Raw genomic sequence first — 14,156 nt, 5'->3', positions numbered from 1 at the left:
GTGAAAGACTTATTAAAGTTTCTGAAACAGCAAAGCAAGACTGAAGAATTTGAAGGTATCAAGATTGGCCTAGCGTCGCCAGATCTGATCCGTTCTTGGTCATTTGGTGAAGTTAAGAAGCCAGAAACCATCAACTACCGTACATTTAAGCCTGAGCGTGAAGGTTTGTTCTGTGCGCGTATTTTTGGTCCGGTAAAAGATTACGAATGTTTATGTGGCAAGTATAAGCGCCTTAAGCATCGTGGCGTGATCTGTGAAAAGTGTGGTGTAGAAGTTACCCAGACTAAAGTACGTCGTGAGCGTATGGGTCACATAGATCTAGCCAGCCCAGTTGCACACATTTGGTTCTTGAAATCATTGCCGTCCCGTATCGGTTTGATGCTGGATATGACTCTGCGTGATATCGAGCGCGTGCTTTACTTCGAATCATTCGTTGTGATCGAGCCTGGCATGACCAGTCTTGAGCGCGGCCAGATGCTGACCGAGGAAAACTACCTCGACGCACTGGAAGAATATGGTGATGAGTTTGAAGCTAAGATGGGTGCCGAAGCGGTACTTGAGTTACTTCGTGCTATCGATCTTGAGAAAGAGATCGAGATGATGCGTGAAGAGTTGCCATCTATCAACTCTGAAACTCGTCGCAAGAAGATCACTAAGCGTCTTAAGCTAATTGAGGCATTCTACACTTCAGGCAACAAGCCAGAGTGGATGATCCTCAAAGTGTTACCGGTTCTGCCACCCGATCTGCGTCCTCTAGTACCACTCGATGGCGGCCGCTTTGCGACTTCAGATCTGAACGACCTGTATCGCCGCGTGATCAACCGTAACAACCGTTTGAAGCGTCTATTAGACTTGGCTGCACCAGACATCATCGTGCGCAACGAAAAGCGTATGCTGCAAGAGTCTGTCGATGCACTATTAGATAACGGTCGTCGTGGTCGTGCTATTACCGGTTCTAACAAGCGCCCGCTGAAATCTTTGGCCGATATGATCAAAGGTAAGCAAGGTCGTTTCCGTCAGAACCTACTGGGTAAACGTGTTGACTACTCAGGCCGTTCGGTAATTACCGTAGGTCCGACTCTGCGTCTGCACCAGTGTGGTCTGCCTAAGAAGATGGCACTCGAACTGTTCAAGCCATTCATCTATGGCAAGCTGGAAGGTCGTGGTCTTGCTACCACAATCAAAGCAGCTAAGAAGATGGTTGAGCGTGAAGTTCCAGAAGTATGGGACGTTCTAGATGACGTGATCCGCGAACACCCTGTAATGCTTAACCGTGCACCAACGCTGCACAGATTGGGTATCCAGGCGTTCGAACCTGTACTGATTGAAGGTAAAGCGATCCAACTGCACCCATTGGTGTGTGCGGCCTATAACGCTGACTTCGACGGTGACCAGATGGCGGTACACGTGCCACTGACTTTAGAAGCTCAGTTAGAAGCACGTTCATTGATGATGTCTACCAACAACATCCTGTCACCTGCAAACGGTGAGCCGGTGATCACACCTTCTCAGGACGTTGTATTGGGCCTTTACTACACCAGCCGTGAGCGCGTAAATGGCCGCGGTGAAGGTATGGCATTTGAGTCTGTTGCAGAAGTTGAAAAAGCTTACCGCACAGGCGTTGCCGAGCTGCATGCGCGAGTTAAGGTGCGTATTACTGAGACCACTATCGGTGAAGATGGTGAGCAGACTCAATCACGTCGTATCGTAGATACAACCGTGGGTCGTGCCCTGTTATCTCAGGTTCTGCCAAAAGGCTTATCTTATGATTTGGTTAACCAAAACATGGGTAAGAAGCAGATCTCTAAGTTGCTGAACACCTGTTACCGTCAGTTGGGTCTGAAAGATACTGTTATCTTTGCTGACCAGTTGATGTACACAGGTTTCCACTTCGCAACCGTATCGGGCGCGTCTGTGGGTATCAACGACATGGTGATCCCAGATGAGAAGTACACGCTTGTTGCCGATGCAGAAGCCGAAGTACTTGAGATTCAGGAGCAGTTCCAGTCGGGTCTTGTTACCGCGGGTGAGCGCTACAACAAAGTTATCGATATCTGGGCAAGTGCGAACGAAAAAGTTTCTAAGGCGATGATGGATAACCTGTCTACTGAGACAGTGATTAACCGTGATGGCGAAGAAGAGACACAGGCTTCGTTCAACAGCATCTACATGATGGCCGACTCTGGCGCTCGTGGTAGTGCGGCGCAGATTCGTCAGCTAGCGGGTATGCGTGGTCTGATGGCTAAGCCAGATGGCTCGATCATCGAAACGCCAATTACCGCGAACTTCCGTGAAGGTCTGAACGTACTACAGTACTTCATCTCTACTCACGGTGCGCGTAAGGGTCTGGCGGATACCGCACTTAAGACAGCGAACTCTGGTTACTTGACTCGTCGTCTGGTTGACGTTGCCCAAGACTTAGTGGTTATCGAAGACGATTGTGGTACCCATGAAGGTCTCACCATGAAGCCACTTATCGAAGGTGGTGATGTGGTTGAGCCATTGCGTGAGCGTGTTCTCGGCCGTGTGGTTGCAGAAGATGTTTACTACCCTGGTACTGAAGAGATCCTTGCTCCTCGTAACACTCTGCTTGATGAAGCCTGGTGTGATAAGTTGGAAGAGAACTCAGTTGACGAAGTTATCGTTCGTTCAGTTATCACCTGTGACACTGACTTTGGTGTGTGTGCCGCCTGTTATGGTCGTGACCTTGCACGCGGTCACCTGATCAACCAAGGTGAAGCTATTGGTGTTGTAGCTGCTCAGTCAATCGGTGAGCCAGGTACACAGCTGACGATGCGTACCTTCCACATCGGTGGTGCTGCATCGAGAGCATCGGCAGAAAACAACGTTCAAGTTAAGAACGACGGTACTCTTAAGCTGCATAACGCTAAACACGTTACTAACAGCGAAGGTAAACTGGTTATCGTTTCTCGTTCGTCTGAGCTGGCGGTTATCGATGAGCTGGGTCGTGAGAAAGAGCGTTACAAGGTGCCATACGGTACTATCCTTGAGAAGCTGGAAGATGCCGCAGTTACTGCCGGTGAAATCATAGCTAACTGGGATCCGCATACTCACCCAATCGTTTCTGAGGTGGCTGGTAGTATCAAGTTCGTTGATATGATCGACGGTGTCACTATGACACGTCAAACCGATGAGCTGACGGGTCTGTCTTCAATCGTGGTACTGGATGTGGGTCAACGTCCATCTGCTGGTAAAGAGATGCGTCCAGCTATCCGTCTGGTCGATGCCGACGGTAACGATCTGATGATTCCTGGTACCGATGTGCCTGCGCAATACTTCTTGCCTGGCAAGGCGATCGTCAATAAAGACGATAACGCAGCAATCAACGTTGGTGACGCATTAGCACGTATTCCACAAGAATCGTCTAAGACTCGCGATATTACCGGTGGTCTGCCACGGGTAGCCGACTTGTTCGAAGCACGTAAGCCAAAAGAGCCTGCCATTCTGGCTGAGTACTCAGGTACTATCTCCTTTGGTAAAGAGACCAAAGGTAAGCGTCGTCTAGTGATCACGCCTGCCGATGGTGGTAAGCCATACGAAGAGATGATCCCTAAGTGGCGTAACCTGAACGTGTTCGAAGGTGAAAAAGTCGAACGTGGTGAAGTTATCGCTGACGGTCCAGAAGCGGCACACGATATTCTGCGTCTACGCGGTATTCACAAAGTGGCTAACTATATCGTTAACGAAGTCCAGGACGTATATCGTCTACAGGGCGTGAAGATTAACGATAAGCATATCGAAGTGATTATCCGTCAGATGCTGCGTAAGTGTGAGATCACTGAAGCGGGTGATAGTGAATTCCTGCCAGGTGAACAAGTTGAAGTGTCTCGCGTTAAGATCGCTAACCGCGAACTTGAAGCGCAAGGCAAACAACCTGCTCAGTTCGAACGCGAACTGCTGGGTATCACTAAGGCATCTTTGGCGACTGAGTCATTTATCTCAGCGGCATCGTTCCAGGAAACCACACGCGTATTGACCGAAGCTGCCGTAGGCGGTAAGAGCGATAAGCTGCGTGGCTTGAAAGAGAACGTGATCGTGGGTCGTCTGATCCCTGCCGGTACAGGTTATGCGTATCACATGAACCGTAACCAGGCTGGTGCGAAAGGACAGGTAGAAGAAGTACCTACTATCAGCGCTAGCGAAGCAGAGCAGAACCTTGCGGATCTGCTTAACCTTGCGGGAAGTGACGATTAATCGTGACCTAAAGGTTAGTTGATTGTAAAAAAAGGCACCTAGGGTGCCTTTTTTTTAGTTAAATAGGGTAAAAAGTTGGCTATTTCTTGACAGCGCAGCATTACCTTTCTAAAATTTCGCGTCCCACACCTGTGGGATATAGATTTTTCACACCTTACTGTTGAGTTTATCAACTGATTCGGAGCTATACATGGCAACTGTAAACCAGTTGGTACGTAAGCCTCGCGCGCCTAAAGTCGAAAAGACTAACGTGCCCGCGTTGAATGCGTGTCCACAAAAACGTGGTGTTTGTACTCGCGTATACACAACCACACCAAAAAAACCTAACTCTGCACTACGTAAAGTAGCTCGTGTGCGTCTAACTAACGGTTTCGAAGTAACTTCGTACATCGGCGGTGAAGGCCACAACCTGCAGGAACACAGCGTGATTCTTATTCGTGGTGGTCGTGTTAAAGACTTACCAGGTGTGCGTTATCACACTGTTCGTGGCGCATTAGACTGTGCTGGCGTGACTACACGTCGCCAAGGCCGTTCTAAGTACGGTGCTAAGCGTCCTAAGTCTTAACGATATCCGTTAAGTAAGGCCAAGCTAGAGATATATTGAGATTCCAGTTTTGGGGTCCCTGAAGCATACGGAGAAATTGTTATGCCAAGACGTCGCGTTGTAGGACAACGTAAAATCCTACCAGATCCAAAATTTCATAGTGAGTTGTTGGCTAAGTTCATCAACGTCATTATGCAGGACGGCAAAAAGTCGACTGCAGAAAAAATCATCTACAAGGCACTAGATGTTGTCGCTGAAAAGAAAGGCGAAGAGCACTTAGTTATCCTTGAAACTGCCCTGGAAAACGTACGCCCAAGTGTCGAGGTTAAATCTCGTCGCGTTGGTGGTTCTACTTACCAGGTACCATGTGAAGTTCGTCCAGTGCGTCGTAACGCACTAGCGATGCGCTGGTTAGTTGAAGCTGCGCGTAAGCGTGGTGAAAAATCTATGGCTCTACGTCTAGCAGGTGAAATGCTAGATGCTTCCGAAAATAAAGGAACTGCTGTTAAGAAGCGCGAAGACGTGCATCGTATGGCAGAAGCGAACAAAGCGTTCGCTCATTACCGCTGGTAATCTTTTGGTGCAGGCAATTGCCTGCACCACGTTTTACATGGCTAAGGTGTTTGCCTTAGTGAAAGAGGGATTTAATCGTGGCTCGTACAACTCCTATTGAGCGCTACCGTAATATCGGTATCTGTGCTCACGTTGACGCAGGCAAGACCACAACAACCGAACGAGTTTTGTTCTACACAGGTATGTCTCACAAGATAGGTGAGGTACATGATGGTGCAGCCACCATGGACTGGATGGAACAGGAGCAAGAGCGTGGTATTACTATCACGTCGGCGGCTACCACTACGTTCTGGCGCGGTATGGATGCACAATTTACTGAGCATCGTATCAATATCATCGACACCCCTGGCCACGTTGACTTCACTATTGAAGTTGAACGTTCGCTGCGCGTGCTTGATGGCGCGGTTGTGGTGTTCTGTGGTTCATCTGGTGTTGAACCTCAGTCCGAAACTGTATGGCGTCAAGCGGACAAGTATCATGTGCCGCGCATAGTGTTCGTCAATAAGATGGACCGCGCAGGGGCAGACTTTGACCGTGTCGTAGGACAGATACGTAAACGTCTGGGAGCCACTTGTGTACCGATTCAGATGAATATAGGTACAGAAGAAGAGTTTAAAGGTGTTATTGACCTGATCAAGATGAAAGCCATTAACTGGAATGAAGCTGATCAAGGTATGACTTTCACCTATGAAGATATTCCTGCAGAGCTGGCCGATAAGGCAGCTGAAATGCGTGAATATCTGGTTGAGTGTGCGGCAGAAGCCTCTGATGAACTGATGGACAAGTACCTCGAAGAGGGCGAGTTAACAGAAGCAGAGATCAAAGCAGCATTGCGTAAACGAACTCTGGCTAACGAGATCGTGCTAGCTACCTGTGGTTCTGCATTTAAGAACAAAGGTGTGCAAGCTGTACTCGATGCTGTTGTGGATTATCTACCATCGCCTGTCGAAGTTCCCGCTATTAAAGGGATCGATGACAAAGAGAATGAAGTTGAGCGTCCTGCGGACGATAACGCTCCTTTCTCTGCGCTGGCATTTAAGATAGCAACAGACCCATTCGTTGGAACTCTCACCTTTATGCGTGTTTATTCAGGCGTATTGGAAGCCGGTTCGGGCGTTTATAACTCAGTGAAACAGAAGCGTGAACGTATAGGTCGTATGGTGCAGATGCACGCAAACGACCGTAAAGAGATCAAAGAAGTGCGTGCCGGCGATATCGCCGCCGCCATTGGTCTGAAAGATGTCACAACAGGTGACACACTTTGCGATTCTGATCATAAGGTTATTCTCGAACGCATGGAGTTCCCTGAGCCCGTTATCACGATTGCTGTGGAACCAAGATCCCAGGCCGACCAAGATAAGATGGCGCTAGCATTGCAAAAACTGGCAATGGAAGACCCATCTTTCCGCGTTGAAACCAACGAAGAATCGGGTCAAACCCTGATCTCGGGAATGGGTGAGTTGCACTTAGACATTATTGTCGACCGTATGCGTCGCGAATTCAGTGTCGAGTGTAACGTAGGTAAACCTCAGGTTGCTTATCGTGAAACTATTCGCTCGAGTGTAGAAGCGGAAGGCAAATTTGTGCGTCAATCCGGTGGTCGAGGACAATTCGGTCATGTGTGGTTACGTCTGGAACCTCAAGAAGAAGGTTTCGGTTACGAATTTGTCAACGAGATTGTTGGTGGTGTAGTTCCAAGAGAATACATCCCTGCGGTAGACAAAGGGATTCAAGAACAGATGAAGAACGGCGTATTGGCTGGCTTCCCTGTGCTTGATGTAAAAGTCACTCTTTATGATGGCTCTTACCATGATGTCGACTCAAACGAAATGGCGTTTAAAGTTGCTGGCTCTATGGGCTTTAAGAAAGGGGCGCTCGAAGCGAGCCCTGTGTTACTCGAACCTTGTATGAAGGTAGAAGTGACCACTCCTGAAGACTACATGGGCGATGTAGTAGGCGACTTAAACAGACGTCGAGGTTTGATCGAAGGCATGGATGACGGTGTTGGCGGTGTTAAACTGGTTCACGCCGTAGTACCTTTGTCGGAAATGTTTGGGTACGCAACTGACCTACGTAGTGCCACTCAAGGCCGTGCTTCATACTCCATGGAGTTTTTGAAGTATGCAGATGCACCGCAGAACGTTGCAAAATCAGTTATAGAATCGCGCGGATAAGCGCAAAGTAGTCTATAACTCATATTGAATGCTATAACTCAGCGAGACTGAGTATTTCTGAAAAGAAAGGAATATAATCGTGGCTAAAGAAAAATTTGAACGTAGCAAACCCCACGTAAACGTGGGCACCATCGGTCACGTTGACCATGGTAAAACAACTCTGACTGCAGCTATCTCTTCAGTATTATCGAAGACTTACGGTGGTGAAGCGAGAAACTTCGCACAGATCGATAACGCTCCAGAAGAGCGTGAGCGCGGTATTACCATTAATACTTCTCACATCGAATACGATACGCCATCACGTCACTACGCACACGTAGACTGCCCAGGCCACGCTGACTATGTTAAAAACATGATCACTGGTGCTGCACAGATGGACGGCGCTATCCTAGTAGTTGCTTCTACTGACGGTCCAATGCCACAGACTCGTGAGCACATCCTGCTTTCACGTCAGGTAGGTGTACCTTTCATCATCGTATTCATGAACAAGTGTGACATGGTAGATGACGAAGAGCTGTTAGAGCTAGTTGAGATGGAAGTTCGTGAACTTCTTTCTGAATACGACTTCCCAGGTGATGACCTGCCAGTTATCCAAGGTTCTGCACTGAAAGCCCTAGAAGGCGACGCTCAGTGGGAAGCTAAGATCCTAGAACTAGCTGAAGCTCTAGATACTTACATTCCAGAGCCAGAGCGTGCTATCGACGGTGCATTCATTCTGCCAATCGAAGACGTATTCTCAATCTCAGGCCGTGGTACAGTAGTTACCGGTCGTGTTGAGCGCGGTATCGTACGTGTAGGTGACGAAGTAGAAATCGTTGGTATCAAAGACACTACTAAGACAACTTGTACTGGTGTTGAAATGTTCCGTAAGCTGCTTGACGAAGGTCGTGCAGGTGAGAACTGTGGTGTACTACTACGTGGTACTAAGCGTGATGAAGTTGAGCGTGGTCAAGTATTGGCTAAGCCTGGTTCAATCACTCCACACACTCAGTTCGAATCAGAAGTTTACGTACTGTCAAAAGAAGAAGGTGGTCGTCACACTCCATTCTTCAAAGGCTACCGTCCACAGTTCTACTTCCGTACAACTGACGTAACCGGTACTATCGAACTGCCAGAAGGCGTAGAGATGGTAATGCCAGGCGACAACATCAAGATGATCGTAACTCTGATCTGCCCAATCGCGATGGACGAAGGTTTACGTTTCGCTATCCGTGAGGGTGGCCGCACAGTAGGTGCAGGTGTTGTAGCTAAGATCATCGCTTAATCGCGAAGATTTTACGACACAGAAAAAGGCAGCTTAGGCTGCCTTTTTTATTAGCTGATTTTCAATGCTAGCTTTTAGTAAAACTAAGCGTATAATACTCGCCACTTTAGGAGTTGGCGGCCAACTGCCGTTAATTCATACAACGGGGTTGATCTCTAAATTGAGATCTGTATAATACCCCCTCGCCTTAACCATTAGGCGAAAGTTGTCGGTTCTTGAAGCCGACGTAAAATAATACAGCGACTCCGATTTGGAGTCGAACGGTTAAATCATCTCGCTCTGCTTTTCCACAAAGGAAGAAGCTAGAGGGTGATTTTTTATGTGTCCATTTTAGGAGCTCTGGTCAATGCAGAACCAAAGAATCCGTATCCGCTTGAAAGGATTTGATCATCGTTTGATCGATCAGTCTACAGCGGAAATCGTTGAAACTGCTAAGCGCACAGGCGCCCAGGTACGTGGTCCAATCCCACTGCCAACGCGCAAAGAGCGTTATACCGTTTTGATCTCTCCACACGTTAACAAAGATGCGCGTGATCAGTACGAACTTCGTACTCATAAGCGTCTTGTTGATATCGTAGAGCCGACTGAAAAGACTGTTGATGCACTTATGCGTCTTGATCTTGCGGCTGGTGTTGACGTTCAGATTAGCTTAGGTTAATTGAGATCCTTAGAAGAGGTTTGAGAGATGGCTATCGGTCTTATCGGTCGTAAAGTAGGTATGACTCGCATCTTCACTGAAGATGGTGCGTCAATACCTGTAACAGTAATTGAAATCGCAGCTAACCGCGTTGCTCAAGTGAAAACTTTAGAAACTGACGGTTACCGTGCACTTCAAGTTACTACTGGTACCAAAAAAGCTAATCGCATCACTAAACCAGAAGCAGGTCACTTTGCTAAGGCTGGCGTTGAAGCTGGTCGTGGTTTATGGGAAATGCGTTTGGCTGATGGTGAAGGCGAAGGCATTGAAGTTGGTGCCGAGCTTAATGTTGATATCTTCGCTGACGTAGCGAAAGTTGATGTTACTGGTCAATCAAAAGGTAAAGGCTTCCAAGGCGGTATTAAGCGTTGGAACTTCCGTACCCAAGATGCAACACACGGTAACTCATTGGCACATAGAGCTAACGGTTCTATCGGTCAAAACCAAACACCAGGTCGCGTTTTCAAAGGTAAGAAAATGTCTGGCCACATGGGTGCCGAGCGCGTTACTACTCAAAATCTAGACGTTGTACGTGTAGATGTTGAACGTAACCTGCTATTGGTTAAGGGTGCAGTTCCAGGCGCTACAAACGGCGACCTGATCATCAAGCCTGCCGTTAAAGCTTAAGGTCTGAGGAGATAGTAATGGAATTGGTATTGAAAGACGCACAGAGTGCTCTTGAAGTTTCCGAAACTACCTTCGGCCGTGACTTTAATGAAGCACTGGTTCATCAGGTAGTTGTAGCATACGCTGCAAACGCGCGTCAGGGCACTCGTGCTCAAAAGACTCGCGCAGAAGTAACTGGCTCTGGCAAAAAGCCATGGCGCCAAAAAGGTACTGGCCGTGCACGTGCTGGTACTGTTAAAGGCCCAATCTGGCGTGGCGGTGGCGTTTCTTTCGCTGCTAAAACACAAGATCACAGCCAAAAAGTTAACAAGAAGATGTACCGCGGCGCGCTGAAAAGCATTCTGTCCGAATTGGTACGTCAAGATCGCCTTGTTGTCGTTGAGTCATTCGGTGTTGACGCTCCTAAAACTAAAGAGCTGAAAACCAAATTGGCGGAAATGAACCTGGAAGACGTTTTAATTGTTACTCCAGAAATTGACGAGAACTTGTTCTTAGCTGCACGCAACCTATACAAAGTTGACGTACGTGACGTTGCTGGTATCGATCCAGTAAGTCTAATCGCGTTCAACAAAGTACTAGTTACTGCCGATGCTGTTAAGCAAATCGAGGAGATGCTGGGATGATAAGCGAAGAACGTTTGCTAAAAGTTATTCTAGCGCCACACATCTCTGAAAAGAGTACTGTATGCGCTGAAAATAACAACACGGTCGTTTTCCGTGTAGCTATCGATGCGACTAAAGCTGAAATCAAGGCTGCAGTAGCTAAGTTGTTCGAAGTTGAAGTTGATTCAGTTCGCACTCTAGTTAACAAAGGTAAAACTAAGCGTCACGGTGCCCGTACTGGCCGTCGTAGCGATTGGAAAAAAGCCTATGTGACTTTGGCTGCTGGTGCTGACATCGATTTCGTCGGCGCTGAGTAAGCAAAGGAGAATTATCATGGCAGTTATTAAGTGTAAGCCAACCTCTGCTGGGCGTCGCCACGTAGTTAAAGTGGTAAACAGCGATCTGCACAAGGGTAAACCTTTTGCTGGCCTGTTGGCGAAAAAATCTAAGAGTGGTGGCCGTAATAACACCGGTCGTATCACTGTTCGTCACGTAGGTGGTGGACACAAGCAGCATTACCGTCTAATCGACTTTAAACGCGATAAAGATGGTATCCCTGCAAAAGTTGAGCGTTTGGAATATGATCCAAACCGCACAGCTAACATCGCACTTGTTTTGTATGCTGATGGTGAGCGTCGTTACATCCTTGCTGCTAAAGGCATGCAAGCTGGTGATAAGATCCAGTCTGGTATCGATGCAGAAATCAAAGCGGGTAACGCTTTGCCATTACGCAACATCCCAGTAGGTAGTGTTGTACACGCAGTTGAAATGAAGCCTGGTAAAGGTGCTCAAATCGCTCGTTCAGCAGGTACTTATGTACAAGTTGTAGCTCGTGATGGCGCTTATGCAACTCTACGTCTTCGCTCTGGCGAAATGCGTAAAGTTCCAGTTGATTGCCGCGCGACTCTGGGTGAAGTTGGTAATGCCGAACACATGCTACGCCAGTTAGGTAAAGCAGGTGCTAAGCGCTGGAGAGGCGTACGCCCAACAGTTCGTGGTGTTGCAATGAACCCAGTAGACCATCCACATGGTGGTGGTGAAGGCCGTACTTCTGGTGGTCGTCATCCAGTAACTCCATGGGGTGTCCCAACTAAGGGTTATAAGACTCGTAGTAATAAACGCACCGACAAGTACATTGTACGTCGTCGTAACAAAAAGTAAGAGGATTCGCCATGCCACGTTCTCTCAAGAAAGGTCCATTCATTGACCTACACTTGCTGAAGAAGGTAGAGAAAGCGATGGAAGCGGGTGACAAGAAGCCTATCAAGACTTGGTCACGTCGCTCAATGATCATCCCTAACATGATTGGGTTGACCATCGCTGTCCATAATGGTCGTCAGCACGTACCTGTGTTCGTAACTGACGAAATGATCGGTCACAAGCTTGGTGAATTTTCACCAACTCGCACTTATCGCGGCCACGCTGCTGATAAGAAAGCGAAGAAGCGTTAATACGGGAGACTCAAGATGGAAGTTTTAGCTAAACATCGTTTTGCCCGTACGTCGCCTCAAAAGTGCCGTTTGGTTGCAGATCAAATTCGTGGACTGCCTGTTGCTAAGGCTCTCGAAATTTTGACTTTCAGCCCTAAGAAAGCAGCTGTACTTGTTAAAAAAGTACTTGATTCTGCTATCGCCAATGCTGAGCACAATGAAGGTGCTGACATTGACGAGCTGAAAGTTGGAAAAGTCTTTGTAGATGAAGGTCCAACTATGAAGCGTATCATGCCACGTGCTAAAGGCCGTGCTGATCGTATAATCAAGCGCACCAGCCACATTACTGTGGTTGTGTCAGATCGCTAGGAGTTAGCAATGGGACAGAAAGTACATCCTAATGGTATCCGTCTGGGTATCACTAAGCCTTGGATCTCGACTTGGTACGCTGATAAATCAGATTATGCCAATAACCTGAGCAGTGACTGGGAAGTGCGTAAGTTTCTAGAAAAGAAACTTAAGCAAGCTTCAGTTTCTAAGATCGTTATCGAGCGTCCAGCGAAGAGTGTTCGCGTTACTATTCACACTGCCCGTCCAGGTGTTGTGATTGGTAAGAAAGGTGAAGACGTTGAGAAGTTGCGCGACCAAGTTGCCAAGTTGACTGGTACTCCAGCTCAAATCAACATCGCTGAAATCCGTAAGCCTGAGCTAGATGCGAAGCTGGTTGCCGAAGGCATCGCTTCTCAGCTAGAGCGTCGTGTTATGTTCCGTCGTGCTATGAAGCGTGCGGTACAAAATGCAATGCGTCTTGGCGCTAAGGGTATTAAAGTTGAAGTGAGCGGCCGTCTAGGCGGTGCTGAGATTGCGCGTTCAGAGTGGTATCGTGAAGGTCGTGTGCCTCTACATACACTGCGTGCTGATATCGACTACTCTACTGCAGAAAGTCACACTCAATATGGTGTGATCGGCGTTAAAGTTTGGGTCTTCAAAGGTGAAGTTCTGGACGGCGTTGTACCTGCACTGGAAGAGCCGAAACAGCAGCCGAAGCGTAAGCCTCGCGGTAAATAGGAGAGCTGGCAATGCTGCAACCAAAACGAATGAAGTTTCGCAAAATGTTCAAAGGCCGTAACCGCGGTCTGGCGAACGGCACTGAAGTAAGCTTCGGTGAATTCGGTTTGAAAGCTGTTGGACGTGGTCGTCTAACTGCTCGCCAAATCGAATCAGCGCGTCGTGCTATGACACGTCACATTAAACGTCAAGGTCAAATTTGGATTCGTGTTTTCCCTGACAAGCCAATTACCTCTAAGCCTCTTGAAGTGCGTATGGGTAAAGGTAAGGGTAACGTTGAATACTGGGTTTGCCAGATCCAACCTGGTAAGGTTCTTTACGAGATGAATGGTGTTCCTGAAGCTCTAGCGCGTGAAGCGTTTACTTTAGCAGCTGCCAAGCTTCCAATTAAGACTACCTTCGTAACTAAGACGGTGATGTAATGAAAGCGAGCGAACTAACACAGAAGAGCGTTGAAGAATTGAACGCTGAACTGCTTGGTCTGCTGCGTGAGCAGTTTAATCTGCGTATGCAACACGCCACTGGTCAGTTGACTCAGACTCATCAGCTTAAAATCGTGCGTCGTAACATCGCGCGCGTTAAGACCATTATTACTTCTAAGGCGGGTGCATAATGACTGATAAAATCCGTACTTTGCAAGGTCGAGTAATTAGCGACAAGATGGACAAGTCTATCACTGTAGCTATTGAACGTAAGGTGAAACACCCTCTATATGGTAAGTTCATCAAGCGTACTACTAAGATCCATGCTCATGACGAAACAAATCAGTGTAATGCTGGCGATATCGTGACTATTCGCGAATGCCGTCCGCTGTCTAAGACTAAGTCTTGGACTCTGGTTGAAGTAGTAACAAAGGCTTAATTTTATTAAGCTTTTAAAAAACGGCTCCAGATGAGGGGCCGTTTTTATTTTTAATGCTATCTATTCTTTTTAGGTGGTGTTATACTTGCGCGCCATTTTGG

General features: G+C 47.6%; 16 protein-coding genes. All 16 read left to right on the top strand.

The window, feature by feature from the left end; genetic code table 11:
- The 16 genes from rpoC to rpsQ all read left to right on the top strand — a co-directional run bounded on the left by rpoC (position 1) and on the right by rpsQ (position 14,055).
- Positions 1-4,215, top strand: a complete 4,215-nt coding sequence (gene rpoC, locus LZP69_RS13575) for a DNA-directed RNA polymerase subunit beta' (RefSeq protein WP_234201264.1) — start codon at positions 1-3, stop codon at positions 4,213-4,215.
- Positions 4,216-4,405: 190 nt separating this feature from the next.
- Complete coding sequence (gene rpsL / locus LZP69_RS13570) at positions 4,406-4,780, top strand: 30S ribosomal protein S12 (RefSeq protein ID WP_025823559.1); 375 nt, start codon at positions 4,406-4,408, stop codon at positions 4,778-4,780.
- An 81-nt stretch (positions 4,781-4,861) separates the two neighbouring features.
- Positions 4,862-5,332, top strand: coding sequence for a 30S ribosomal protein S7 (gene rpsG, locus LZP69_RS13565; RefSeq protein WP_234201263.1), 471 nt, complete (start codon positions 4,862-4,864; stop codon positions 5,330-5,332).
- Positions 5,333-5,409: 77 nt separating this feature from the next.
- Positions 5,410-7,506 carry an elongation factor G gene (fusA, locus tag LZP69_RS13560; RefSeq protein ID WP_234201262.1) on the top strand — a complete coding sequence of 699 codons (2,097 nt, stop codon included), beginning with the start codon at positions 5,410-5,412 and terminating at the stop codon, positions 7,504-7,506.
- Between the two features lie 79 nt (positions 7,507-7,585).
- Complete coding sequence (tuf, locus tag LZP69_RS13555; protein WP_234201261.1) at positions 7,586-8,770, top strand: elongation factor Tu; 1,185 nt, start codon at positions 7,586-7,588, stop codon at positions 8,768-8,770.
- A 346-nt stretch (positions 8,771-9,116) separates the two neighbouring features.
- Positions 9,117-9,428: a 30S ribosomal protein S10 gene (rpsJ, locus tag LZP69_RS13550; RefSeq protein ID WP_011070616.1), complete on the top strand. Its 312-nt coding sequence runs from the start codon at positions 9,117-9,119 to the stop codon at positions 9,426-9,428.
- A 27-nt stretch (positions 9,429-9,455) separates the two neighbouring features.
- Positions 9,456-10,094: a 50S ribosomal protein L3 gene (gene rplC / locus LZP69_RS13545; RefSeq protein WP_234201260.1), complete on the top strand. Its 639-nt coding sequence runs from the start codon at positions 9,456-9,458 to the stop codon at positions 10,092-10,094.
- Positions 10,095-10,111: 17 nt separating this feature from the next.
- On the top strand, positions 10,112-10,717 hold the full coding sequence (gene rplD, locus LZP69_RS13540) for a 50S ribosomal protein L4 (RefSeq protein ID WP_234201259.1): 606 nt from the start codon (positions 10,112-10,114) through the stop codon (positions 10,715-10,717).
- Positions 10,714-11,013, top strand: a complete 300-nt coding sequence (rplW, locus tag LZP69_RS13535; RefSeq protein WP_028774664.1) for a 50S ribosomal protein L23 — start codon at positions 10,714-10,716, stop codon at positions 11,011-11,013. The genes rplD and rplW overlap by 4 nt, the downstream gene beginning before the upstream one ends.
- 16 nt (positions 11,014-11,029) lie before the next feature.
- A complete protein-coding gene (rplB, locus tag LZP69_RS13530) occupies positions 11,030-11,857 on the top strand; it encodes a 50S ribosomal protein L2 (protein ID WP_234201258.1) in 828 nt (275 codons plus the stop codon).
- Positions 11,858-11,868: 11 nt separating this feature from the next.
- Positions 11,869-12,147, top strand: a complete 279-nt coding sequence (gene rpsS / locus LZP69_RS13525; RefSeq protein WP_006083596.1) for a 30S ribosomal protein S19 — start codon at positions 11,869-11,871, stop codon at positions 12,145-12,147.
- Between the two features lie 15 nt (positions 12,148-12,162).
- Entirely contained in the window at positions 12,163-12,495 is a 333-nt protein-coding gene (gene rplV / locus LZP69_RS13520; RefSeq protein WP_011863971.1) for a 50S ribosomal protein L22, read from the top strand.
- 9 nt (positions 12,496-12,504) lie between these two features.
- Positions 12,505-13,194, top strand: a complete 690-nt coding sequence (gene rpsC / locus LZP69_RS13515) for a 30S ribosomal protein S3 (RefSeq protein WP_234201257.1) — start codon at positions 12,505-12,507, stop codon at positions 13,192-13,194.
- Positions 13,195-13,205: 11 nt separating this feature from the next.
- Positions 13,206-13,616, top strand: a complete 411-nt coding sequence (gene rplP / locus LZP69_RS13510) for a 50S ribosomal protein L16 (protein WP_028764677.1) — start codon at positions 13,206-13,208, stop codon at positions 13,614-13,616.
- The gene (gene rpmC / locus LZP69_RS13505) at positions 13,616-13,807 is read left to right on the top strand and encodes a 50S ribosomal protein L29 (RefSeq protein WP_011863974.1); all 192 of its coding nucleotides are present in this window, start codon (positions 13,616-13,618) and stop codon (positions 13,805-13,807) included. Before rplP ends, rpmC begins: the two co-directional genes overlap by 1 nt.
- Positions 13,807-14,055 carry a 30S ribosomal protein S17 gene (gene rpsQ, locus LZP69_RS13500; RefSeq protein ID WP_234201256.1) on the top strand — a complete coding sequence of 83 codons (249 nt, stop codon included), beginning with the start codon at positions 13,807-13,809 and terminating at the stop codon, positions 14,053-14,055. The genes rpmC and rpsQ overlap by 1 nt, the downstream gene beginning before the upstream one ends.
- Positions 14,056-14,156: the final 101 nt, after the last annotated feature.

The organism is Shewanella sp. AS1, assembly GCF_021412565.1.
Lineage (GTDB): Bacteria > Pseudomonadota > Gammaproteobacteria > Enterobacterales > Shewanellaceae > Shewanella.
This window is presented reverse-complemented; position numbering and strand designations above follow the sequence as displayed.